The sequence below is a fragment of the Ruegeria sp. D4 genome (assembly GCF_056534475.1).
Map to the genome: position 1 here is coordinate 100,288 of NZ_JBQFPJ010000005.1, position 24,839 is coordinate 125,126.

At 56.8% G+C, this 24,839-nt stretch carries 20 protein-coding genes; 10 read left to right on the top strand and 10 right to left on the bottom strand.

The features are described from left to right. The 6 genes from ACR0MI_RS09765 to ACR0MI_RS09790 all read left to right on the top strand — a co-directional run bounded on the left by ACR0MI_RS09765 (nucleotide 1) and on the right by ACR0MI_RS09790 (nucleotide 7,905). Nucleotides 1-1,077, top strand: coding sequence for a Gfo/Idh/MocA family protein (locus ACR0MI_RS09765; protein ID WP_170614576.1), 1,077 nt, complete (start codon nucleotides 1-3; stop codon nucleotides 1,075-1,077). After that, nucleotides 1,074-2,189, top strand: a complete 1,116-nt coding sequence (locus tag ACR0MI_RS09770; RefSeq protein WP_170614575.1) for a Gfo/Idh/MocA family protein — start codon at nucleotides 1,074-1,076, stop codon at nucleotides 2,187-2,189. Before ACR0MI_RS09765 ends, ACR0MI_RS09770 begins: the two co-directional genes overlap by 4 nt. Nucleotides 2,190-2,421: 232 nt before the next feature. Continuing rightward, the gene (locus ACR0MI_RS09775) at nucleotides 2,422-3,954 is read left to right on the top strand and encodes a phospholipase D family protein (protein WP_170614574.1); all 1,533 of its coding nucleotides are present in this window, start codon (nucleotides 2,422-2,424) and stop codon (nucleotides 3,952-3,954) included. A gap of 57 nt (nucleotides 3,955-4,011) precedes the next feature. Beyond that, entirely contained in the window at nucleotides 4,012-4,377 is a 366-nt protein-coding gene (locus ACR0MI_RS09780) for a cupin domain-containing protein (RefSeq protein WP_170816707.1), read from the top strand. Between the two features lie 168 nt (nucleotides 4,378-4,545). After that, nucleotides 4,546-5,940: an alpha/beta fold hydrolase gene (locus tag ACR0MI_RS09785; RefSeq protein ID WP_170619667.1), complete on the top strand. Its 1,395-nt coding sequence runs from the start codon at nucleotides 4,546-4,548 to the stop codon at nucleotides 5,938-5,940. A 75-nt stretch (nucleotides 5,941-6,015) separates the two neighbouring features. Beyond that, complete coding sequence (locus tag ACR0MI_RS09790; RefSeq protein ID WP_170614571.1) at nucleotides 6,016-7,905, top strand: amidohydrolase; 1,890 nt, start codon at nucleotides 6,016-6,018, stop codon at nucleotides 7,903-7,905. Between the two features lie 146 nt (nucleotides 7,906-8,051). Here ACR0MI_RS09790 and ACR0MI_RS09795 read toward each other — a convergent pair whose 3' ends face one another. The 8 genes from ACR0MI_RS09795 to ACR0MI_RS09830 all read right to left on the bottom strand — a co-directional run bounded on the left by ACR0MI_RS09795 (nucleotide 8,052) and on the right by ACR0MI_RS09830 (nucleotide 16,539). After that, nucleotides 8,052-8,504, bottom strand: coding sequence for an SRPBCC family protein (locus ACR0MI_RS09795; RefSeq protein WP_170614570.1), 453 nt, complete (start codon nucleotides 8,502-8,504; stop codon nucleotides 8,052-8,054). 106 nt (nucleotides 8,505-8,610) lie between these two features. Further along, nucleotides 8,611-9,423 (bottom strand): XdhC family protein, encoded by an 813-nt coding sequence (locus ACR0MI_RS09800; RefSeq protein ID WP_170614569.1) that lies wholly within the window; start codon nucleotides 9,421-9,423, stop codon nucleotides 8,611-8,613. A 12-nt stretch (nucleotides 9,424-9,435) separates the two neighbouring features. Further along, nucleotides 9,436-10,623 carry a VWA domain-containing protein gene (locus ACR0MI_RS09805; RefSeq protein ID WP_170614675.1) on the bottom strand — a complete coding sequence of 396 codons (1,188 nt, stop codon included), beginning with the start codon at nucleotides 10,621-10,623 and terminating at the stop codon, nucleotides 9,436-9,438. Next, nucleotides 10,623-11,489 carry an AAA family ATPase gene (locus ACR0MI_RS09810; protein WP_170614568.1) on the bottom strand — a complete coding sequence of 289 codons (867 nt, stop codon included), beginning with the start codon at nucleotides 11,487-11,489 and terminating at the stop codon, nucleotides 10,623-10,625. The genes ACR0MI_RS09805 and ACR0MI_RS09810 overlap by 1 nt, the downstream gene beginning before the upstream one ends. Before the next feature lie 53 nt (nucleotides 11,490-11,542). After that, entirely contained in the window at nucleotides 11,543-13,960 is a 2,418-nt protein-coding gene (locus tag ACR0MI_RS09815; protein WP_170614567.1) for an aerobic carbon-monoxide dehydrogenase large subunit, read from the bottom strand. Further along, entirely contained in the window at nucleotides 13,957-14,451 is a 495-nt protein-coding gene (locus tag ACR0MI_RS09820; protein WP_093963851.1) for a (2Fe-2S)-binding protein, read from the bottom strand. Before ACR0MI_RS09820 ends, ACR0MI_RS09815 begins: the two co-directional genes overlap by 4 nt. Nucleotides 14,452-14,464: 13 nt before the next feature. Continuing rightward, entirely contained in the window at nucleotides 14,465-15,298 is an 834-nt protein-coding gene (locus ACR0MI_RS09825; RefSeq protein ID WP_170614566.1) for an FAD binding domain-containing protein, read from the bottom strand. A 140-nt stretch (nucleotides 15,299-15,438) separates the two neighbouring features. Further along, nucleotides 15,439-16,539, bottom strand: coding sequence for an MHYT domain-containing protein (locus ACR0MI_RS09830; RefSeq protein ID WP_170614565.1), 1,101 nt, complete (start codon nucleotides 16,537-16,539; stop codon nucleotides 15,439-15,441). Between the two features lie 607 nt (nucleotides 16,540-17,146). Between ACR0MI_RS09830 and ACR0MI_RS09835 the strand changes: the two genes are divergently transcribed. Beyond that, entirely contained in the window at nucleotides 17,147-18,367 is a 1,221-nt protein-coding gene (locus ACR0MI_RS09835) for an amino acid permease (protein ID WP_170614564.1), read from the top strand. Between the two features lie 45 nt (nucleotides 18,368-18,412). Beyond that, a complete protein-coding gene (locus ACR0MI_RS09840; protein WP_170614563.1) occupies nucleotides 18,413-20,029 on the top strand; it encodes an MFS transporter in 1,617 nt (538 codons plus the stop codon). Here ACR0MI_RS09840 and ACR0MI_RS09845 read toward each other — a convergent pair whose 3' ends face one another. Both ACR0MI_RS09845 and ACR0MI_RS09850 read right to left on the bottom strand, forming a co-directional pair. Next, nucleotides 20,030-21,520 (bottom strand): S1 family peptidase, encoded by a 1,491-nt coding sequence (locus tag ACR0MI_RS09845; protein ID WP_170816705.1) that lies wholly within the window; start codon nucleotides 21,518-21,520, stop codon nucleotides 20,030-20,032. Between the two features lie 321 nt (nucleotides 21,521-21,841). Next, nucleotides 21,842-22,345: an Hsp20/alpha crystallin family protein gene (locus ACR0MI_RS09850; RefSeq protein ID WP_170614561.1), complete on the bottom strand. Its 504-nt coding sequence runs from the start codon at nucleotides 22,343-22,345 to the stop codon at nucleotides 21,842-21,844. Nucleotides 22,346-22,637: 292 nt separating this feature from the next. Between ACR0MI_RS09850 and ACR0MI_RS09855 the strand changes: the two genes are divergently transcribed. Both ACR0MI_RS09855 and ACR0MI_RS09860 read left to right on the top strand, forming a co-directional pair. After that, nucleotides 22,638-23,942, top strand: coding sequence for a ferredoxin reductase family protein (locus tag ACR0MI_RS09855; RefSeq protein ID WP_170614560.1), 1,305 nt, complete (start codon nucleotides 22,638-22,640; stop codon nucleotides 23,940-23,942). Nucleotides 23,943-24,252: 310 nt separating this feature from the next. Next, on the top strand, nucleotides 24,253-24,804 hold the full coding sequence (locus tag ACR0MI_RS09860) for a flavodoxin domain-containing protein (RefSeq protein WP_170614559.1): 552 nt from the start codon (nucleotides 24,253-24,255) through the stop codon (nucleotides 24,802-24,804). Nucleotides 24,805-24,839: the final 35 nt, after the last annotated feature.

Sequence of the window (24,839 nt, forward strand, 5' to 3'; positions counted from 1 at the left end):
ATGGCAAAATTCCGGATCGTCGGCGTCAGTTTCGATCACATGCATATGGGTGATTTGCTTCGGATGGTGCACGAGCATCCTGACGCCGAAATCGCCGCGATCTTCGATCCGGATCAGGACAAAATGCAGGCGGCAGTGAAGGCATTCGATATTCCGGAAGATCGGGTATTTACGGAATTCGACGCATGTATGACGGCGGGTCCTTACGATATGGCCATTCTATGCGTGGCGACAGCGCAACATGCGGACTACACGGAACGGCTGGCTCCTCATGACATGCATGTTTTTGTCGAAAAACCCTTTGCCGCATCCGTTGACGATGCCCGCCGGATGATGACGGCAATGAACGAAACCGGAAATCAGCTGGTCATCAACTGGCCCTTGCGATGGGTCGAAAGCCACGTGACGGCCAAGCGGTTGATCGACGAAGGCATGATCGGCGATTTGTGTGAGGTTCATTTCTATGACGGAAATCGCGGACCGTTGTACCATCTGGCCGACAAGGTCGAAGTAACCCCCGAGGAAGTCGAGCGTCAAAAGCCGGACTCCTGGTGGTACAAACGGTCATCAGGCGGCGGTTCGCTGCTTGATTACCTGGGATACGGCGCGACGCTTGGAACCTGGTTCATGGGCGGCCGTGCACCGATCGAGGTCACATGCACGGTTGACGAAACACCAGGTATCGAGGTCGATCAGCATGCAATCGCCGTGTGCCGTTACGAAACAGGCCTGTCGAAGATGGAAACGCGCTGGGGTACGTTCACCGATCCTTGGACAACGCAGCCGCAACCCACTTGCGGGTTTGTTTTTGTCGGCACCGACGGCACCATTTCGTCGCCCGACTATGCCAGCCACATAACGGTTCAGACCCGCGCAAAACCCGAACGGCACGAGATACCGGTGACCCCGTTGGCTGCTGGCGAACGAAATGCCATCGAATACGTCCTTGGCTGCTTGTCCAATGGAACCCGGGTCGAAGGGCCGCTTGATCCGGCCCTGTGTCTGACAGCACAGCGGATCGTCGATACCGCGCTCCGTTCAGCCCGCGAAAAACAAACTCTCAGGTTGCTGTCATGAGCGAGGACAGTGCCAAAACCGACCAGTATGCCTTAAAGTCAGCCCAGTTGCCCGAAGTCCCTGCCCCGGACCTGCCGTATTCTCCACCGGTGCCTCAAAACTACAGGCCTAGGATCGGAATAATTGGTACGGGCGGAATTTCCGTAAGCCATCTGGATGCCTACCGAACGGCCGGCTGGGACATTGCCGCAATCTGGAACCGGACGCGCGCGAAAGCCGAAGAAAAGGCTTCCGAATACTGCCCGTCGGCGCGCATCGAAGATGATTGGCAGGCGCTTCTTTCCGACAATGAAATCGACGTTGTCGACGTCACGCTTCATCCGGAACAACGCGTGCCAATCCTCAAGGCTGCTTTGCAGGCGGGCAAACACGTGCTCAGCCAGAAGCCGTTTGTTACAGACCTCGATCTTGGCAATGACCTTGTGAAGTTGGCAGATGATCAGGGTGTTAAACTCGCGGTAAACCAAAATGGTCGCTGGGCTCCGCACCTGTCCTGGATGCGCGAGGCGGTTTCAGCTGGGTTGATCGGCGACGTTCTGTCTGCACATGTTTCAATTCACTGGGATCACGGCTGGACCGCAGGTACGCCGTTTGACGAAATGGAGCACCTGATCCTTTATGATTTTGGTGTGCATTGGTTCGACTTTCTTGCGTCTCTTGTTGGCGACAGGGCGGAAAGCGTCTTTGCAACCGCGACACCGGCACGTGGCCAGGCCAACAAGGTCCCTTTGATGTCACAGGCGCTGGTGCGTTTGGACCAAGGCCAAGCAAGCCTGATTTTTGACGGGGGCGTTCCTTTTGGCCCGCGTGACACAACATATGTGGCTGGCACAACCGGAAGCCTTACATCAAGGGGACCGGATCTTTCATCGCAATCTGTGACGCTTGAGACAGCGCAGGGCATCGCGCGCCCAGCGCTCAAGGGACAATGGTTCAACGACGGGTTTCGCGGAACCATGGGCGAGCTTCTTTGTGCGATAGAAGAGGACCGAGTGCCCTCGGTATCCGCAAAGAACAACCTAAAGTCGTTGGCCATCGTTTTTGCGGCAATTGCCTCGTCCAAACAAAATCGAGAAATCGAGATCGGAAGCATCAGAACAGTCGACGCCTGAACGGGTATTTTCAGGCAAAACGGGTACGAATTCAGGCCTTTGCCAATATCCTTCGACCAGCCTCGCCCCCTAGTCCAACACGCTAATAGGTGGCTTTTAATGGTCGCCATACTGCGATCCCTACCACACACCGCCCGGGGACAGATGCGAAACAACCAGACACTGCAAAGAAGAAACTTGCATTCGCGCCCTGATACGTAGTCACTTGGTAACGGATGGTTGGAGGAAGACTATGAAACCATGGGCTATCGTGGTTTGTGTCGTTTGCACGTTGGGCCTTGTCGCTTGCTCTCCCCGGGTTCGAACCTATGAAAAGACGGTATCAAGTGCTGTTCCTGCAAGCTCGGGCAGCAATCTTGCGCAGACCGTCAACCGTCTCGGAGACCCAAAAGACGGTCGTTCGGGTGTAAAGCTGATCAGCGACGGCGAAGAAGCTCTGGTCTCAAGGCTATTGATGGCCGCAGCGGCAGAGCAAACGATCGACGCCCAATACTATCTTTTGCACAACGATCCGACCGGGCATCTCTTTGCGGCCAGTCTTTTACAAGCGGCAGATCGGGGGGTGCGTGTCCGGTTGCTGTTGGATGACATGGATACATCCGGCTACGACGCGATGACCGCTGCGCTTGATTACCACGACAACATCGAAATCCGGCTGTTTAACCCCTTTTGGCGCGATCAAAGCCTGCTGGTTGCGGGGCTGACTGATTTCAAACGCATCAATCGACGAATGCACAACAAATCCATGACGGCGGACAACGTGTTCACGATTGTCGGTGGGCGAAACATCGGTGCCGAGTACTTTCTGGCCCGTAAAGAAATGAACTATGCCGATCTGGACGTTCTGGCCGCAGGTCCTGTTGTAAAAGAGGTCTCCAAAAGCTTCGACGCATACTGGAACAGCGAATTTGCCGTTCCTGCCCGCGTGGTCGTCGGTGAACCGGAGGCCTTCAGCCTGAGCGACGCGCGAGGCAGGCTCAACGCGCTGGTGGAAGAGGCGAAGCAAACGCAATACGGCGCCGCCCTGCGACGATCAGCCGAAGAGAATTTTGCAGACGGCGCGCTGTCACTGGATTGGCTTCCTGCCCGATTGTATGCGGACCCGCCGTCCAAGGCGGCAGGCCTGGAAAACTCGGATCCAATTCTCGCATCCCAACTTCTGCCCTACTTCGAAAATGCCAAAAGCGAAGTGAACATTATTTCGGCCTATTTTGTACCGCGCAACAATGGCGTGAGATGGATGACCGAACTGGAAAACCGCGGGGTCGAGGTCAAAGTTGTCACCAACTCATTGGCCTCGAACGACGTCGCACCGGTCTACGCCCACTACGCTAAGAAACGTCGGGCAATGCTGCGCGGCGGGGTCGACCTGTATGAACTGAGGCCCGATGCCTATCAAGTCCAACGTCGCGGCATCAACTGGGCGCAATCCCGATCCGGCCTCCATTCCAAGGCTTTCGCGGTGGATGACCGATATCTGTTCGTCGGGTCGTTCAACTGGGACCCGCGTTCGGTCCACATCAATACCGAAATGGGGATTCTGATGGATTCGCCCGCTTTGGCCAGTCAAACCATGGCTGCCTTGGACCAAGCGCTGCCAGCCTACACCTATCACGTGACGTTGGAGCGTGCAGGCCAACTTAAGTGGCGGACCCGGAACGAGGATGGCACGATCCTGGAATATGACTCCGAGCCGACAGGTACGGCATGGGATCACATCGTCGCCGGCTTTTTGAGCATCTTGCCAATTGGTTCACAGCTTTAGGGTTGATGATTTTGACAATCAGCCTGGCTTTGGCAAATCTCCGGAAGGGTTTTGATCGTGAAGTACTACAACCTGTATGCCGACGCCGCAGGCGAAAGCCGTTGGTCCGAGATCGAAGTTCCGCTGGCAGAGCGAAGCTTTGCGCCACCAGCAAAGGCAATTGAGGTCTCCGAGCCGGAGCATGCTAAACAGACCATGTTCCTGAGGCTTCGATCAGGTTGGAACGAACCGATCCACCCGACGCCAGTGGCGCAAAGGCTGGGGTGCCTTGCCGGAAAGATCCGCGTTACCGCAAGCGATGGCAATTTTCGGGACATAGGACCCGGGGACGTTTGGCACATGGCAGACAAGTTCGGACGCGGTCATCATACCAAAGTTACAAGCTTCGAGGATTTTGAGGCGGTCATTATTCAGTTCGAGTGAAGTCGGAAAATTCCACGATCTCTTCAAACCTTCACCAGCCCCATCAACAGCCTACATTTGAGAGCACCGTTACGGCCTGAAGATTTCCGGCTATACTGGGGTCATTGTTTCGCGCCAGAACCTGATTGACAGCGATCAAACCACCGCTGGCGCAGAGGGGGGATTGCCATGGAACAACGCCTCTCAGCCATTATGGCGGCCGATATGGTCGGGTACTCGCGCTTGATGGAAGTGGACGAGTTGGGTGTTCTGTCACGTCAAAAGAAACACCGGCGCGAATTGATCGATCCGGAAATAACCCGGCGCCGAGGAAGCATCATCAAAACGACCGGAGACGGCATGCTGGCCTCATTTGAATCCGTTCAGGACGCGGTTCAATGCGCCGTCAGCATTCAGCAAGCGATGAGCCTTCGGGAAACCGAACTGGAGGACGACAAGAGAATCCGATTTCGCGTCGGCATCAATCTGGGCGATGTCATTTTCGACGACGGTGACATCTTCGGAGATGGGGTGAACGTCGCCGCGCGGCTTGAAGGATTGGCAGAACCCGGCGGCGTGTGCGTTTCGGATATCGTGCATCAGGCAATTCAGGACCGGGTCGACGCTCCATTTCGCGACATGGGCGGCCAACGCGTCAAGAACATCACTCGACCCATTCGTGTCTGGCAATGGTCCCCTCAGGCGGCGCCCGTGCGTGCGGCTCCTGAGATTTCACTGCAACAGCGCGTGAAGTTCTGCAAATCGGCAGATGGCGTAAATCTTGCCTGGGCCTCGACCGGAGAAGGTACACCTGTGCTGAAAGCCCCGAATTGGCTTAATCACATCGAGTATGAGTGGACCAGCCCGGTCTGGGGGGATTTCCTGTCCGAGATGTCCAAACTCTGTCGATTGGTCCGGTTCGACCAACGGGGAAACGGGCTTTCAGACTGGGAAGTTGAGGACATTTCAGAAGATCGTATGATCGACGACATGATTGCCGTGGCCGATGCGGCCGGGCTGGATCGTTTTGGCCTGTTCGGCATCAGTCAGGGGTCTGCATTTTCAATTCGATTTGCGGCAAGACACCCCGAGCGTGTGAAATTTCTTATCCTGCTGGGGGGCTATTTGCGCGGGCGCATGATGCGCGGGGACGCCGAAGCCGAACAGTTTTATCAAGCATCTCGCGCCATGGTATCGGCCGGCTGGGGCTCCCCCAACCCGGTGTACCGCCATTTCTTCACGTCTTGCTACATGCCGGATGCCACACCGGAAGAAGGGGCAAGTTTCGACGAAATGCAACGCATCTCCGCCAGCCCGGAAACGGCCTTGCGGATCATGGAAATGAACAGCTACATGGACGTACGCACAGATGCGCAGCGCGTGAGTGTTCCGACTTTGGTGTTGCATGCCCAAGGCGACATGGCAGCACCCATCAGTGAAGGCCGTGAGACAGCCCGGGAAATCCCGACGGCTGAGTTCGTTGAACTGCCCGGGGCCAATCATTGCATGATACGCGGCCATCCGGGGTTCGATGAGTTCTTTCAGGAAATCGGACCGTTTCTGAAAGAACATGGTGATTTTTGAGTACCTTACGCTTTAATGGTGCTGACGTTATTTGTACCCGCTGTTTCCTCAACAACGTGATTTCCGGAGAACGTAATGACTGATATTTCCAGAAGGCGTTTCCTAAAATTCGCCCTGATCAACTCAACTGCCCTAGCTTTGGCCGGACAGGCAATGGCTCAAGCGACCTCTCTTTCGGACGTTGGCGCTGCGATGTTGGGTTTGGAGACCGCCACGATTTTCACTGCGCGCGAGATCGTGACGCTCGACCCGGATCAACCGTCAGCTCAGGCCGTTGCGGTGATAAAAGATCGGATCCTTGCAACCGGAACGCTGGACGATGTCAAGGGCATCCTTGGAGATAAACCGTACGATCTGGACACAACATTCGACGACCACGTTATCGTTCCCGGTTTCATTGCGCAGCACGACCATCCGATCCTGGCAGGATTGACAATGTCATCCCTGATCCTGTCCATTGAGGATTGGGAACTGCCCGACGGCACCGCGATTGCCCTCAATGACAAGGATGACTTCATGACGCGCCTTGCGGCAGCCGAGACCCGGCTGGATGATCCGGCTGAACCGCTGCTCACTTGGGGGTATCATGCCGCGTTCTATGGCCCTCTGACCCGCGCCGACCTCGACACGATCAGCGCCGAGCGGCCGATATTCGCGTGGGCCAGATCCTGCCATGAGTTCATCCTGAATACAGCCGCGATGAACGCCGCGGGCGTCACCGAAGACCTGATCGCCAGCTGGTCAGAGACAGAAAAATCGCAATCCAGTTTCGAAGATGGTCACTTCTGGGAACAGGGTTTGTTTGCCGTTTTGCCGAGTATAGCGCCGATGGTCGCAAACCCTGAAAAGTTCCGTTCCGGCCTGCTGACCATGCGCGACTATATGCACGCCAAGGGTGTGACCTTCGGAAACGAACCGGGCGGTATTCTTGCAAAGCCCATTCAGGATGCGGTCAATGCGGTGATGTCGGCGCCATCGATGCCCTTCCGGTGGACGTTCATTCCCGATGGCAAAAGCCTGGTTGCTACTTACGATCAGGATACCGACGTGATCCGCCAAACCGAGGCTTTGGTCGACTGGTACGGCGGCATGACCAGCATGGCAAAGGGCAGCGTAAAACTGTTCTCTGACGGCGCCATATATTCCCTCGCAATCCAACTTCGCGCCCCCGCCATCGGTGACTATCACGGTGAATGGATGATGGATCAGGATGCTTTCGAACGTGCTTTCCGGATCTATTGGGACGCCGGTTATCAGGTGCATGTGCACGTCAACGGCGATGCCGGTCTCGACCGTGTTCTGAACACGCTGGAAGATAACCTATTGCGCAACCCGCGTTTTGATCATCGTACGGTGATTGTCCACTTCGCCGTCAGCGCACCCGACCAGGTCGAGCGTATCAAACGCCTCGGCGCGATCGTCAGCGCTAATCCTTACTACGTCACCGCGCTATCAGATCGCTACAGCGAAACCGGCCTGGGACCCGAGCGCGCGGACCAGATGGTGCGGCTGGGCGATCTGGACAAATCGGGTATCTCGTGGTCGTTGCACTCTGACATGCCCATGGCACCGGGCGACCCGCTGTTCCTGATGTGGTGCGCGGTAAACCGGGTCACGAGTTCCGGTCGCGTAGCCGGCAGCGACCAAAAGATCTCTGCCGAACAGGCCCTGCGCGGGGTCACGATCAATGCGGCGTATTCTCACCGCCTTGAAGAAGAACGGGGCAGCATCAAACCGGGCAAGCTCGCCAACTTCACGATTTTGGCAGAGAACCCCCTGACCGTCGACCCGATGAAGATCAAGGATATCGCGGTTTGGGGCACGATTGCGGAGGGACGCATTCAGAAAGTCGGAGAAAACTTGCAGGAAGACGCAAGCCGAAAGGGCAGCGACTTCACAGGCAATATAGATTTCGCCGAGAGGGCGTTAACCCACGCCCTTTCCGTTGTTCACGCGCATCTTTGAAGTTTGAATCGCACTGCAGGACAACTCGAACCGGTCGCATTAAGGCAGGGTTAGGCCAAATGGGCACGCAAATGAGCTGGGTTTTGTCACCTCTGAACGATGATCAATTCCCAGCCACTCAATCCCAAGTTCTACTGATACTGGTTCTAAGAAACCGATTGCTCCGAGACGATCTCGCCAAAACGCGTAAAGAACTTGCCCGAGAGCTTTTTCGCGGTGCCAGCAATCAATCGACTACCCAATTGCGCAATCTTTCCGCCGACTTCAACTTTAGCGGTGTATGCAAGAATGGTCTCATCCCCATTTGAGGTAAGCGTTACGTCGGCACCACCTTTGGCAAACCCGGCCGCGCCGCCTTTGCCTTCCCCGGTCAGGGAAAAACCTTCAGGTGCATTTGAAGTATTCAGCGTCACCTCACCCGAGAACCGCGCTTTGACCGGGCCGATCTTGAGGACAACCTTGGCCTCAAGGTGCTCTGGCGAATGCTGGATCAACTCCTCGCAGCCGGGAATGCACTCGCGCAGGACATCCGGATCGTTCAAAGCGCGGTAAACGACGTCGCGCGGGGTGGCAATGTGGATTTCGTCACTGAGTTCCATTCATGTTTCCTTTGTTCAACAACATCTTGGATAGACCAGAAGTGCGGTCTCGGTAGCCTCTTCCGGCGTTACGTCCGGGCGCACCAGCCACAAACGCCGCAGGCGATTAAGCACGTTTTTCATCATCAGATGCCTCTCTGGATTTGTTCGTGTTTCGCCACAGCACGATCTCGGCCAGGATCGACAGGGCGATTTCATGCGGATCGATCGCATGGATATCCAGCCCGGCCGGGGATTTGAGCTGCGCCGCGCGCTCCGGCGCCAAACCTTGAGCGATGAGTTTTGCCGTAAGCGCATCAGCCTTTCGGCGGCTGGCCACCATGGAGACATGGGCCGCCTCGGTTTGCAGCGCCGCTTTCAGGGCGTCAGCGTCTCCGCGACCCTGCGAGGCAACAACAACGAAATCCTGCGATTCGATGTCCAAATGGTCGATGGTTTCCAGCGTAAACCTATCGTAGTCGCCGTCTGTTTCTGCCTCGTCACCAAGGCAGATGCGAAAGCCGGCCAGCGCCCCATGCGCTGCCAGCGCTGTGGCAATCGGAGACGTCCCAAAGATCACCAGACGCGGGGTGTGCTGATACGGCTCGACCAACAGATCGACAGTGCCGCCCGAGGGGCAGCCGCTTTTGAAGGTCTGCACTCCGTCGGGATCTGTCATGCTCACCACCTTGTTCGAAGGTTTGACACGGATCATCTGCGGCTCACCGGTGGTCAGCGCCGTCCGGGCCGAGGTTCGGACGGCGCGCTGCACGCAAGCCCCTCCGAGATGTCCAAGAAGGCGTCCGTCTTTGGTGATCGCAGCTTTTCCTCCGGCCTTTGCGGACGTTGCATCCGCCGTGCGCAGGACCGTTGCCACACAAAAGGCCTCACCGGTTTTGCGCAGCTGTTCAATCGTGTCGAATATGTCGAAGTTAGCCATTTCAGACTCCTTTCACAGCTTACGAAACTGCGGTTCCAACGCCGCCAGCGCTTCCAGCGTGTTGGCTGGCAAATGTGCATCCAGATAGGGTTCCGCCGCCTGCATCGCGGCAGCAATCGGCTGATAGTCACGCCAGCCTTTCAAGGGGTTCAGCCATACGATCCGCCGCGCTTTACGTCGGATGCGCGCCAGCGCATCGCCCAGCGCCTGCGGGTCGGAACTGCAATATCCATCGGACAAGATCAGCGCGATGGTCCGCCCGTTCAAAGACCGCGCGCCGTATCCATTCAGAAAATGCTCAAGACTGCCCGAGATATCCGTGCCGCCGCCAAACCCTTCGGCCATCAACGACAGCCGCCCGGCCGCGCGCAAGGAGTCGTGATCGCGCAGCGCATCCGTGACGCGCATCAGACGGGTATGGAAGAGATAGGCGTCCGCCTCTGTGCCACTGCCGATCAGACCTTTGAGGAAGGCCAGAAAAACCCGCGAATAAACCGTCATCGAACCGCTTACGTCACACAAGGCCACAATCCGCATCGGGCGTGGTGGACGAGCGCGGCGATACAGGTCCATCGGTTCTCCGCCCCTTGCAAGGCTGGCGCGTTGGATCCGGCGCATATCAAGCGATGGGCCGCGCAGCGCTTGTTTCCGCCGGCGCGAGCGGCGGTCGCGGATGGCGCGCGCGATGGCAGTTGCGGCCAGTTCCGCTTGCCGCAGCGCGTCTTCGTCCATCAGCTCGCGCAAATCCTGACGCGACAGGTTGGCCGTACGGGTTGCAATCAGCTTCCCGTTCCTCCCCACGGCCTCCCCGTCGCCGGGATCAGGCGCAGTAGCCTGATCCGTGCCGGTTTCCGTTTCCTGAGCAGCCTGGCTTTCCTGCTGCCAGATCATCGGCTTGGCGGATTGAACCCGCACATGCGCCGTTTGGGCTGTTCCCGCGCGCTGCTTTCCTGCATTGAACCAATAGGCTTCGAACAGGTCATCGAAGCGCCGCCAATCGTCGGCGTCGCCGGCCAGTAACACGCAAAGCGCCCGCTGGGCCTGTCTGATATCCGTTGCCTCAACCGCCGCCAGCGCGGCCAATGCGTCCCCCGTTTCAGCCGGTCCCACACGCATTCCGTTCATACGCAGATGTGCGATGAAGCCGGACATGCGATCCGCCAAACCAGATGCGCGAGTGGGGAACCGGGTGACTTGCATCACGCCACCTTTCCTATCAGGCGATCCATCACTTCGGGCGGGGCAGCGTCATAGTCGGCGGCAGTTTTTAGAAGGCAGACAAGCGTCGCCTGAACCTCTTCGCGGGATTGCGCCATGTCATTTACACCCAGCCCCGAAAGGGCCGCCGCCCAGTCCAACATTTCGGCAATACCGGGAGTCTTCTCCAAGTCTTCTTTGCGCAGCGCCTGCACCACGCCAACAATCTGGCGCGCCAATAGCCCTTCGACTTCGGGCATGCGGGCTTTCAGGATAGCCATTTCCGTTTCACGCGATGGGTAATCGAGGAAGCTGTACAGGCACCGACGCCGCAGCGCGTCCGACAAGTCCCGAGTCCCATTCGCAGTCAGGATCACAATAGGCCGCGAACGCGCCTTGATCGTTCCGAGTTCCGGAATGGTGATCTGAAAGTCGGATAAGATTTCCAGCAGATAGGCCTCAAACTCCTCATCCGCGCGGTCGATTTCATCGATCAGCAGAACAGGTGGCACTTCTTCGCTGATTGCTTCCAGCAATGGTCGCTTCAGCAGATAGTCATCAGTAAATAGCTGGGCCTCGCTGGTTCCGCCCTGTGCTTCGCTTGCACGAATGGCCAGCAACTGGCGCTGGTAATTCCACTCATAAATCGCGTGGCTGGCATCCAGCCCTTCATAGCACTGCAACCGTATCAACCGCGCCGCGCGCTGTGCTGCCAGCGCCTTGGCGACCTCGGTTTTGCCGACCCCAGCCGGGCCTTCCAGCAGCAGTGGACGCCCAAGCGTCTGCGCCAGATGCAGTGCCATCGCCAACCGGTCGTCGGCAACATAGCCCACCTCGGCGAGGCCTTGCTGTATGTCCTGCAAGCTCATGCCATTCTCCCGGATTGCCGCCGCGTTGGGATGTAGCGCGGCGGCTTTTCCTGTTAGCCGTGCATTCCCAGACCGTTGGCGATCTTCCAGATACGCCAGTGGTCATGCGGCATATGGCTCTGAACAAGGCCAAATGGGCGGAATGCATCATGCACCGCGTTCGAGAACGCGGGCACGCCGCCCACATTGGGGCTCTCGCCCACGCCCTTGGCACCAATCGGGTGATGCGGAGATGGCGTCACCGTGTGATCAGTGGTGTAATTGGGCGTCTCCCATGCCGTGGGCAGGAAGAAGTCCATCAGAGTACCGGTCTTCACATTGCCCATCTCATCATAGGCGATTTCCTGACCCATCGCGATGGCCAGCGCCTCGGTCACGCCACCGTGGACCTGACCTTCGATGATCATCGGGTTGATCCGGGTGCCGCAATCGTCCAGCGCATAGAATTGCCGAACGTCCCATTCGCCTGTATCCACGTCGATCTCCATGACGCAGATATAAGCTCCGAACGGATAGGTCATGTTCGGCGGGTCATAGTAGCTGACGGCCTCAAGACCGGGTTCCAGTCCTGGGATCGCCTTATTGTAGGCGGCAAAGGCGATTTCCTTCATGGTCTTGAACCGCTCGGGCGCGCCTTTGACTGAGAACCGATCCACGTCCCATTCAACGTCGTCGTCATGGACTTCCAACAGGTAGGCGGCGATCATCTGCGCTTTGGCACGGATTTTACGTGCAGCCATTGCCGTCGCTGCACCCGCCACAGGCGTGGATCGAGAGCCATAGGTGCCAAGTCCATAAGGCGCGGTGTCCGTGTCACCTTCCTCCAGCGTGATATCGTCGGCAGGCAAGCCGATCTCACTGGCGATGATCTGGGCAAAGGTCGTGGCATGGCCCTGACCCTGACTGATCGTCCCCAACCGCGCGATGGCCGACCCAGTCGGGTGGATTCGAATTTCGCAGGAATCGAACATGCCGAGCCCGAGAATATCGCAGTTCTTCACCGGTCCCGCGCCTACGATTTCAGTGAAGTGCGTCAGCCCAATACCCAACAACTTGCGGGTCTTGCCCGATTTGAAGTCCTCAATCCGCTGCGCCTGTTCGGCGCGCAAGTCTTCGTAGCCCACGGCCTTCAATGCCTTATCCCAAGCGGTGTGGTAATCGCCCGAGTCATACTCCCAGCCGAGCGCCGATTGATACGGGAACTGATCTTTGCGGATAAAGTTGATCCGGCGCAGTTCAGCCGCGTCCATGTTCAGCTTGATGGCCAGAACCTCGATCATCCGTTCGATGAAATAGGCGGCCTCGGTCACCCGGAACGAACAGCGATAGGCTACACCACCCGGTGCCTTGTTGGTGTAGACACCATCCACAGCCAGATAAGCGGTGGGGATGTCATACGACCCGGTGCAGATGTTCATGAAACCGGCCGGGAATTTGGTCGGGTCGGCGCAGGCGTCGAACCCGCCATGATCCGCCGTGGTGTGACACCACAGGCCAGTGATCTTGCCATCCTTGGTCGCAGCGATCTTGCCCTGCATCCAATAATCGCGGGCAAAGGCGGTGGACATCAGGTTTTCCATCCGGTTCTCGACCCATTTTACCGGCTGGCCGGTGACAATCGAGGCAACGACCGAGCAGACATAGCCCGCATAAGCGCCAACCTTGTTGCCAAAGCCACCACCGATATCAGGGCTGATCACGCGAATGTTGTGCTCGGCCAGACCCGAGATCAGCGACACAACGGTTCGGATCGCGTGGGGGGCCTGGAAGGTGCCATACAGCGTCAGCTTGCCGTTTACCTTGTCCATCGACGCCACACAGCCGCAGGTCTCCAACGGACAGGGATGGGTGCGGTGGTAATAGACCATTTCTTCGGCCACGACATCGGCCTCTCCCAGAACGGCTTCGGTCGCGTCCTTGTCGCCCTGTTCCCAGGTGAAGATGTGGTTGTGATGCTTGCGCGGTCCGTGTGCGCCCTCGGTCTGACCCGCAAGGTCTTCACGTAGGACAACGTCCGATTTCAGCGCCTCGAACGGGTCGGTCAGAACGGGCAGTTCTTCGTAGTCAACCTCGACCAGCTCAGCCGCATCCGCCGCGATATAGCGGTTTTCGGCGACGACATAAGCGACTTCCTGGCCCTGGAACAGAACCTTGCCATCGGCCAACACCATCTGCTTGTCACCTGCCAGCGTCGGCATCCAATGCAAGCCTAGCGGAGCCAGATCCTCGGCCGTCAACACAGCAACAACACCGGGCACGGCCATCGCGGCGTCTTTGTTTACACTGACAACGCGGGCGTGGGCGTAAGGCGAACGGACGAATGCGCCGAACAGCATCCCGTCCAGCTTGATGTCATCGACGTAGTTGCCCTTGCCTTGGGTAAAGCGCACATCCTCGACGCGCTTTCGGGCGCAGCCCATCCCTTTGAGATTGGCGGCGCGTTCTTCGGGGGTCATGGTTTGATCGTTCATTCCGCGGCCTCCTTCTGAGCGTTCAGCATGTCAGCCGAGGCCGAGATCGCCTTGACGATGTTCTGATACCCGGTGCAACGGCACAGGTTCCCAGCCATACCGAATCGAATTTCTTCCTCAGTCGGGTTCGGGTTTTCCTGCAGCAAGCGATGCGCGCGGGTAATCATGCCCGGCGTGCAGAATCCGCATTGCAGCCCGTGATGTTCCCGGAACATCTCTTGCAGAACACCAAGGCTGCCATCGTCATTGGTCAACCCTTCGACAGTGGTGATATCGGCGCCGTTCACCTGCGCCACAAAGGTGGTGCAGGATTTGACGGACTTGCCATCGATATCCACGGTGCAGGCACCGCAATGACTAGTCTCGCACCCGATATGAGGACCGGTGATTTTCAGATCTTCCCGCAGGAAGTGGATCAGCAGCGTGCGCGGCTCGGCCAGACCTTCGACCTGCTTGCCGTTCACGGTGAGTTTGACGTGCATTTTCGACATAAGTGTTCCTCCCTCAGCCCGCGCGGCTTTGCGCACGGTCTATGGCGCGGCGCAGCATCACGGCGGCCACGTGTTTCTTGAATTCGACGGGGCCGCGATTGTCAGCCACTGGATCAATCGCTTCGAGCATTGCTGCGACGCAGCCGTCGACGTCGCCGCCGGCCAACGCTCTACTGGCCGCCTCAGACCAGATGGGCGTATCCGCCAGATTGGTCATAGCGACCGAGGCCTGGCCGTTGCCAACCATCACCGCGGCCGCAGCGGTCGCGTAATCGCCGATCTTGCGCTTCTGCTTTTCATACGCCTGTCCGACGCCCGCACCCGGTACCGGGATCGAAATCCGGGTCAGGATTTCCTCATCCTCGCGCGCGGTAAAATAGGCAGCCTCATAGAAATCGCGGGCTGCCACGCTGCGGTTGCCATCAGGACCAGACAGTTCGAACGTCGCGTTCAGACACTGCATCAGGCCCGGCATGTCATTACCCGGATCACCGTTTGCGACGTTGCCGCCAACGGTACCCATATAACGCACCTGAGGATCAGCGATCTGCAACGCGGCCTCGCGGATCAAGGGAACGGCCGATGCCAGACCGTCATGCGTGATCAACTCATGCTGAGTGACCATCGCGCCCAGCGAGACGGTATCAGCCCCGATCTCGATGCCTTTCAGTTCATCAATGGCCTGCAGATCAACCAGATGGCCCATTTCGGCCATGCGAAGCTTCATCATCGGGATCAGGCTGTGGCCGCCTGCGATCACACGCGCCTCATCTCCGTGTTCCTGTAAGATGCCAATGGCCGAGGCGATGTCGCCTGGCCGGTGATACTCAAAACCGGCTGGTATCATGTTTTTCCTCCCTGGGTCCGAGCGGTATGCCTTGGGGGACCTGCGGGGAAGGAAAGAACACTGGGGGCAGCCATTCCAGCGGGTGGAAACGGGGCGCGCAGCTTGTTTCACGAAACGCGAATTAGCTGCACGAGTTGCGACTAAAGGCCCAGCGCCTCGCGAATGTCCGTCAGGCGGGATCGGCTGACCGGAACCTTGGCCAACGCGTCAACCCCGTCGAAGTAGCAGGTGCCGTTGTCCTTGTGCCTCTCAAAGCTTGAGACATGTTCGGGATTGACAAGATAGCTACGATGCGCCCGCAGGAAACCATCTGGTTTTAGCCGGCTTTCGGCCTCGGTAATCGACCAGGGGCAGAAAAGCTTATCGGCATCCATATACAGCACGGTGTAATGCCCCTCGGCCCGGATTGCGGCTATTTTTCCGGGTTGGGCAAAGAAGGTTTGGCCGTCCCGCTCGTACGGAACACCTGCACGCGGTACGACCGGCGCCGGTTCCGGTTCGGGTTCCACAGAAGGCGCAGCGCCGGTGGCCGTCTCGGGGCCGACAAACGAAATGCCGGTCAGCAGAAAGGCACCACAAATCAGAAACACCGAAACAGTCACACCCATCGCCAGGACCTGATTGTTCAGGGCCGGTCCGGCTCCGCCTGCGTTGTCCGTCGCGACAAAGTCGGTCAGGCCGGTTGCCACGAAGTGCATCGTGAATACAGCCAGGCCAAAACAGGCCGTGCCCAGCAGGATATTGCGCTGGGTTCGATTGTCGTACGCAACCCAAATGGCGGCAACGGAGAGCACAACCGACGCAAGCGTTGCAATTGCCACATCCCAAGCATTGTAGACTGGGCGGCAAAGCTGCATCCCTGACATGCCCACGTAATGCATTACCACAATTCCAAGGCCGACGATGACACCGGCGCCGATCATTGTTTGCACTGTCCGGGGACGGAAATGCAAAAGCAGCAGGGCCAGACCGACCATCAGAATTGCCACCAAAGCTGAAATCAATGTGATCAGCGCGTCGTAATAAAACAGAATTGGCAGTTGCAAACCCAGCATTGCCACAAAGTGCATGGACCAGATGCCGCCACCCAGTATGATCGCAGCCAGAGCGACGATGAACTTGCGTCTTTGGTCGTTCAGCTTTGAGGCTCCATGCGTCAGATAGAGCCCGGTAAAACCGGCCATCAATGCCACGGCAAGCGATGCCGCCACAAGCCAGCCGTTATGCGAATAGTCCAACATGTAGGTACATGCGCCCTCCCTGGCGCAGGGACGACGTTAACAAACCTGTTTTATTGGCACAATCGGCTCGACTGATCCATCAGTCAAATCTTTTTGGAACCTGTGACTAAGACGGGATTCAACGAAAGCATTCTGTTTCGTGCTGGCCGGTTATTTCGACGTTTGGCGACCGCCACCAATGGCACCTCACATTTCCAGAACTTCACAACCAAAGCACCATATCAACTCTAAAGTCACTGGAGATCACTGTCTTTTCCAAAGCAACCAAACGAGGCCCGCAGAACGTACCGATTGACACAGATCAATGCACTTGCAACCTTCATATAGTGAAATACGAATATTAATCATGATCTACGTTCACTGACCTGTCCCCAAGCAAACATGACAGTGAGCGGAATTTGAATAGCGTGGACGTTCCACACGGGGGCTCGGCAGGAGTGGTGGCGAGCCCCCTCTTTGTTCACAAGCCGCCAAAGAGCCTGAACGTTGAGACGCAAGGAATACGGCGCGAATTTGATCGCAAGACCTGGCCGGACCGCCAAATGCGGACGGTGACAACAACGACACCGCTGGCGACGTGCCAGCAAGATATTCGGTATAAACTCTGATGAGCACCGTTGAACCGCCAGAACAGAAACTCAAACGGGCGCTTACAGCACCGTTGCTTACGCTTTATGGCCTGGGCGTAACGGTCGGAGCAGGAATTTATGTGCTCGTCGGCGCGACGGCGGACATAGCCGGCCCGTATGCCGCATTTTCGTTTGTCGTGGCTGCACTCGTCGTCTCACTGACCGCACTTTCATATGCGGAACTCGCAACGCGTTTTCCGGTCAGCGCAGGAGAGGCAGCCTATGTCGAGGCGGGATTTCAGAAAAACTGGATGGCAATGCTGGTCGGTCTGGCGGTTGCGGCCTCGGGCGTTATCTCGGCCTCTGCCGTCGCGATAGGCGCAGCCTCCTATCTTCACGCATTAACGGGTCTGGCAATACCGCTTCTGACTGTCAGCGTTGTGTTGATTATGGGGCTTATCGCGCTGTGGGGGATCACAGAATCGGTGCTTGTTGCTGCGGCCATCACGATCATCGAGATTGCGGGGCTTCTCTTTGTGATCGGCTGGGGCATGTCGGTTCAGGACCCGCAGGGATATAATGTCAGCTCCATGCTCCCTCCACTTGAGCTTGAAGCGTGGCGAGGCATCTTCGCTGCATCTCTTCTCGCTTTTTTTGCATTTGTCGGTTTTGAGGACATGGCAAATGTCGCCGAAGAAGTCATTGACCCTGTTCGTACCATCCCGAAAGCAATTTTGCTGACGCTCATACTGGCGACGGTACTGTATCTTGGGACATCGCTGACGGTGCTGCTGGTTGTCCCGATCGATGTTCTATCAGCGTCTGCTGCGCCACTTGCACTTGTTTTTGCTAATGCCCCCGAGGTGATCAAACAGGGATTTTCTGCAGTTGCGATCGTGGCGACGGTTAATGGTGTCCTGATCCAGATGATCATGGCATCGCGGGTGATCTATGGGCTGGCTGACAGGGACCACCTGCCAAAAGCCCTGGCCATTGTGCCTAAAGCAACCCAGACGCCTGTGGTTGCCACACTGCTCGTTGTCGCAACAATCCTTCTTCTGACCCAAACCGTACCGATTGGGATCTTGGCGGAGCGCACATCACAGATTGTTCTGGGGGTCTTTGTCCTCGTCAATGTCTCGCTGATCCTTCTGAAGGTGAAACCGAACGGGTCTGAAGAACACTTCCGGGTGCCTCTTTTCGTTCCGATCCTTGGCGTGATCACCAGTGCATTGCTTTTCGGAGCTGGATTTCTCTAACTAAATGCAAAGGCAAACGGGCCATCAGCAATTCCAGGTTGGCATATGACCACTGACCGATCTTCGACAGGAACGCAGCTCTCAGATTGGTGGCACAGAACCTTTGTGGATCTGGCTCAGCAGTTGCAATGGTCCTATCTGCCGCCTTTGATGGTCTACTTCGCGGCTGGCGTCTCCGGTTTGACCTCGGTTGTCGGTGCCTTTTTCCTGAAGGATTACCTCGATTTATCAGCGTCTTTTGTCGCAGGTCTGGCATTTTGGGCCGGTCTTCCCTGGATTCTCAAAATGCCGCTGGGCCACATCGTGGATCTGTTCTGGCGCTGGAAATCCCTGTTGATCCTGTTTGGCGCGTCCCTGATTACCCTGTCCCTGCTCACAATGTACGGGCTTGTGACCGCGCCCACTCGGATGGCCGGCGTCATGCCGCTGGAAGACTGGTATGTTGTCGCCCTGCTTCTGGCGCCTTCCGGCTATGCCATTCAGGATGTTGTCGCCGACGCCATGACGGTCGAGGCGGTTCCCAAGGTCGACCAGGACGGCCTTGCGTTTACGCCTGAAGAAACCCGCGCCCAGCACACGACAATGCAGACCTTGGGCAGAGTTTCGATCATCTCAGGGTTTGCAGCGGTTGCGGCCGTCAACATCTGGATATTCTCAGGAACGGAAGATCTGCAAAAGTCTGACCGGCTTGCTCTCTACGGCCAGGTTTACCTGATTGCGTTGATCATCCCTGTGCTGTCCGTCAGCGGTGTGGTGCTGCACTCACTGATACAACGTCAGCGGCTTCGTCAAGGTCACCCACTGCATACCCCGGATGAGGTGACCGAGGTTAAATGGTCCATATTGCTTGGTGGCCTCGCATTTGTTGTGTTCAGCATTGTGTTGGGAACTGCGGAATTCGAGTTTGCGCAAGAGGTGGTGTTTACCGTTTCTCTCACGGTGATCCTGTACCTCATGTCCCGTCTTCTGAAAGAACTGGAACCCGCCCATGCGAAAGCCCTGGTCGGTACGGCAATAATCATTTTCGTGTTCCGTGCAGTTCCGCTGCCGGGGCCGGGACTGACGTGGTTTGAAATTGACGAATTGGGGTTCGACGAGCAGTTTTTGGCAATCCTGGCTCTGCTGACGTCCTTGCTGGCATTGCTTGGATTGATCGTCCTGCGGCCATTCATGGCCAAACGCTCAATCGCCCACGTGGTGGTGGTGCTTACGATCGCGGCTGGTCTGCTCTCTCTTCCAAACCTTGCCCTTTACTACGGCGTTCATGAATGGACAGCAGCGCATACAGGCGGAGTTGTCGACGCCAGATTCATTGCCATTCTCGACACGGCTGTTGAATCGCCTCTTGGGCAAATTGCCATGGTCCCGTTGCTGGCCTGGATCGCACGCAACGCCCCGGTCCAACTGAAAGCGACCTTTTTTGCGGTGATGGCATCGTTCACCAACATGGCGTTGTCGGCGGCCAGTCTCGGAACAAAATACCTGAACCAAACATTCGTCGTTACACGCGCGGTGACCAATCCGGAAACGGGTGTCGTTACCTCGACTGCCGACTACAGCCAACTCGGGTATCTGCTGATTGCAGCCGCCCTGATCACTCTCACGGTCCCGCTGGCGGCGGTTTTCCTTGTACAGAAGTCCCGCTTCCGAACGAGCGACTGACTACAGGCCTTCTGCCTCGCTCAACAGTTCTTTGAGGTGCGCAACCGGAACGCCAATGTTGGAGCCGCCAAACTCAGGCAGGATCGCGGCGTTGATGGCGACTACCTCGCCTCGCCGGTTCAAGGCGGGTCCTCCGCTTCCGCCGGTTGTGGTTTCGGCGTCGTAAACGATGGAACCCGGGCTTGCTCTGGCAACGATCCCCCGGCTGGCCAGCGGATGAATCTTGCTTTGCTCGGACAATCGGGAAGCAACGGACCAGAAATTGACCGAACCTTCCTTCTCCAGTGTTTGAAGAAAGCCCGGCCCCGCCTGCGCAATCAGCGCCTTCAGGCCTGTCGGGTATCCCAACAGGTAGACTTCTTCGCCAGCGTTTGGCGGTTCATCCGCCAACGGCACGCCCAGCCCCTGAACCCGATCAGGAGCTACTGACAAAAGAGCGACATCGGCCGTTTCGCTGAACTTCTCCAACTTGGCCTCAATCGGATCCGGTTGACCTGGCAAATAGGCCAGCAGCCTCAGCATTTCCGCTTCCAACCCCGCACTTTTCAAAGCGTCCACCCGATCGCGGGACGTCCACGGCAAGGCAACATGGCGATTGGTGGCCATAAGCGGAACACCTTCCAGCAGAAAACCGGTTCCCGTGAACTGGAATTCAGCGGGTTCGCCCGTGCCGTCCGGTTCGATCCAGGGCTGCCCAAACGGGGTTTTCAGGTTTTCTCCGTCCGGCCCCAACATGTGCCGCAAGAGCTTCCCGCTTTCCAGATGACGCAACCCGTAGGCACCCTGAATGAATGCGACAGACTTAGATGAGGCGGTAATTACCCGTGTCGATGCGCCTGCTCGCTGTTCAAGGGTTCCGAGACGCTGCTCGGTTGACGTGACTTGGTTTTCAAAGGCATCCCGCAACGAGGCCAGATCATCCGGGGTCAGCGCATCTTCACGTGTCTGTGCAAGCATCACCGCAACCGCTTCGATCTTGCGGGATTCCTGTTGGATACTGTCCGCCAACCTTTGATCGTTTTGATAAAGCAGAAACACAAGGCCCGCGATCAGAAGAAGTGCGGCGACGACCGTGATCCTGAACAGAACTGTCGTCTGAGACGCTAGCCGACGACTGCTGTCGCGCAGCGCGCCGGACATCCTTTTGGCAAACGGCCGCCGGCTTGTTCGGGCGTAAGCGTAGGCGTCACTTAGGATTTCTTCGACCGTATGACGCGCCGGGTAGGTTTTGCTACATAACCTGTACCGGGACATTGGGCCCTTTTCGCCGAACTCGATCATGTCGCCGTGCCCGAGACTCGCGGACGATATTTTGCGCCCATTCACCCAGACATTACGCCCAGACGACGCAGTTATTGAATAGCCACCGTCCGCCCACTGAAGAGTTGCGATATCGTTGTCGTGCGGAGGCATGTCGTCTTTGGGGCGAAGACTCAACGCCCGGCTTTCACCAACCGAAACAGTAAGGGCATTGTCGGCCAACCAGCTCACGTTCCCGCGCGACGGTCCGGTCAAATTTTCAAGGAGGGCACGCACGCCCCCCTCGTCGGGGCACGGCGATGAGCTTGTGTCAGCCGCGTCTGAGTTCCGCAATTTAGCCCCCTTTTCAAAGGCCAAGCAGAGGTACTTTAGCACACGGCTGTACAAAACCTATTGCTTCGTTTTGGGCGCTAGGAAGGATTGGATTTCTCTGTCAGTTTAGCATCAAATCCGTGCCAGCAGGTTCACCAAACCGCACACTCCTTGGATTGCAAATCAAAGAAGGCCGACCGATGATCGGCCTTCAGTTTCAAGCCCCAGCCGAAATGCCACCTATTTGGATGAAACCTTGATCTTGCGGCTGGGATCCCGAGGTTCGGTTTTCGGCATGTTGATGCTCAGAACGCCCTTGTCGAAGGTGGCCGAGATATTCTCGACATCAACAGTGTCCGGCAGCGTCATTGCCCGTGAAAAGCTGCCATAGCTTCTTTCGCTGACACGCAGGTCGCCCGTCTCATCATGTGTGATCTTCTTCTGGCCTCGCAGGGTGAGGCGGCGATCCTTGATTTCGATTTCAACATCGTCCTCTTCCAGACCGGGCAATTCCGCCGTCAGAACGATTGCCGTATCCGTCTCCTGAACATCAATGGCCGGGGAAATTGCGCCGGACATATCAAGAGATGGCAGACCCGTACGTTGCGCAGCCGTTTCCAGTGGCAAAAACGAAGATCCGCCTCCTAAGAACCGGGACATCAGGGTTTCCATTTCACGTCGAAAGTTGTCGGAGAGCGGATGCGTTCCGGTGAAAAGTTGCGGGGACTTTTTGTCTTCAAGCATTTCTGAACCTCCTCCTTTTGTCCGGCTATACGGACGCCGTATTATCGCAGAAACCCCGGTCAAGGACCTTGATCTTGCGCAAGGGAATGCTCGCATCTTTTTCCCGCCTGGCCGTTCGGACCGGCCAGTCTTCTGCCACCATTTCGGAACATGACAGCACTCCAACAGGCATAGTGTTCCGGACGGGAAAACACCCGATCACAGGAAGCTTGATCGCCAACCGGGGCTCGCCTAGCCTAGCCACTTGAGACAGCGGGAATGGCCTAACTCTGGCGCAGTGGAGCAAAACCATATGAAATGGCCCTATCTGGCGCTGATCTATGTTCTGCTGATCTTGGCGCCGTTGGGCTTTTCCTGGTCACTTGGCTGGCCACCGCGATCTTTTCACCAAGAACTTGCATCCGGGCTGGGAATGATTGGATTTTCGATCATTCTGGTAGAGTTCCTGCTCTCCGGGCGCTTCAGGTTCATTTCGTCCGGTGTGGGCATGGATGTGACCATGCGCATGCATCAGCTGATGGCGCGCGCGGCACTCGTTTTTGCGTTGATACACCCGCTACTTTACCAGGGCACGCCTTCTGGCGGACACCGCCCGTGGGACGTATCGCGCCAACTGACGATTACGACAGACTTTCCAGTGCTATCCTCGGGGATTGGGGCCTTTTTTCTGATCGTCGTTCTGGTCGCCTCGGCGGTCGCCCGAAAAAGCCTTGAATACAAATACGAAACATGGCGTCTTTTGCACGGTCTCGGTGCTCTGTCATTGGCCGGTTTGCTTCTTCATCACACAATCCATGCAGGTCGCTACGGTGGGCATCCGTCACTGACATATCTGTGGCTCGCAATGACCGGCATTGCCGTTGGTACTCTGCTTTATGTCTATCTTGTCCGCCCCTTGTTTAAGATGCGGAAACCGTGGCGTGTTTCCTCGGTCACTCGTCTGACACCGAAGCAATGGGAATTGCGCCTCAAACCGGTCGGTCACCAGGGCCTCAGCTTTGAAGCGGGCCAGTTTGCCTGGCTCAATGTGGGGCACAACGTCTTTTCACAGCGTGAAAATCCGTTTTCGATTAGCTCGGCACCGGGTGAAGGTCCTGAAGTTTCATTCGTGATAAAAGAGCTTGGGGATTTCACAGGCAGTCTCGGGCAGATCGCGCCGGATACGCTGGCCTATCTCGATGGCCCCCACGGGAACCTTTCGGTCGGCAAACGCGCTGAACAAGGCATTGTTCTTATCGCAGGTGGTGTCGGCATCGCCCCTTTGCTCAGCATACTGCGCCAAGTTCGTCTGAGCGCAGAGCGACGCGATATCAAGCTCATCTATGGAAACCGGATCGAGGAGCAGATTGTTTATCGGGAAGAACTGACCAGGGAAGATACTGTATTTGTTCTATCCGAGCCCCCGAAGAACTGGAGCGGTGAAACAGGTTGGATCGACGGCGCCCTCTTGGACCGAACGCTTTCTTCAGAACATTATGACAACTGGCTTTTCGTACTCTGCGGCCCCACTGCCATGATGGACACTGTCGAAGATCACCTTGTTGCCCGGGGAACACCTTCGCATCGGGTTCTGTCTGAAAGGTTTGACTATGATTGATCCGTTTAGAAACCTGTCCGCGCGCCGACGGGTCAAACTGGCAGTGTGGTCCATCAATGTTACTGTTTGCGTCGCAATCTTATTATTTGCCCTGAGATAGCGCGGACGTCCACTGGGTAGTGCAGAGAAGACCAGCCATCACAGCAGAAATTCTTCCCCGCGTAAGGCGTCGTCATGCAAATTTCAGAAACACGTTCAATGTATTGGAATCGCCAGCCTCAACTTGCGCCTTTGATTAAGATCAAAGGCGAACTCACGCCAATTCATAATACTTGAAACGCTTCTCAGACCGATTTGTGGGAGGATCGGAATGACAGTACTTATCGTCTTTGCCACTGTTGAGGGCCAGACGGCCAAAATTGCGCATTTTATCAGCAATGTCGCGAAGAAATCCGGCTTTGACACAAGACTGATCAATACCGATCAACTTCCCGGTCAGGTAAAACTGGACGATGTGGATCGCGTTGTTCTGTTGGCCCCTGTTCACGAACGTCGACACCCTGCCTCATTCGAAGCTTTCATCGCGTCGTTTAAAGACGAGTTGGTGAAACGAAAAACACTCGTGCTTTCTGTGGGTCTAAAGGCGGCCTTTGCATCGGGGCGCGAGGAAGCCCGCGACTACCTCACCGAGATGTTGTTGCGAACGAGTTTCGAACCAGATGCGTCAGCATTGGTCGCAGGCGCGGTGAGACCCGACAGCTACGGATATTTTGAGAAAGAGATCGTTAAACACGTCGTCTTGTTGGGTCGGAAGATCGATCCGAGAGATGGCGTGCGGGAATTCACAGACTGGGACGAACTCACGTCGATTGTGAAGGGGTTTCTGGATGGGAACTACCGGACAATATCAGACAATTCCTAACTCAATACACTGAACCCATTCTTTCATAGTGTTTG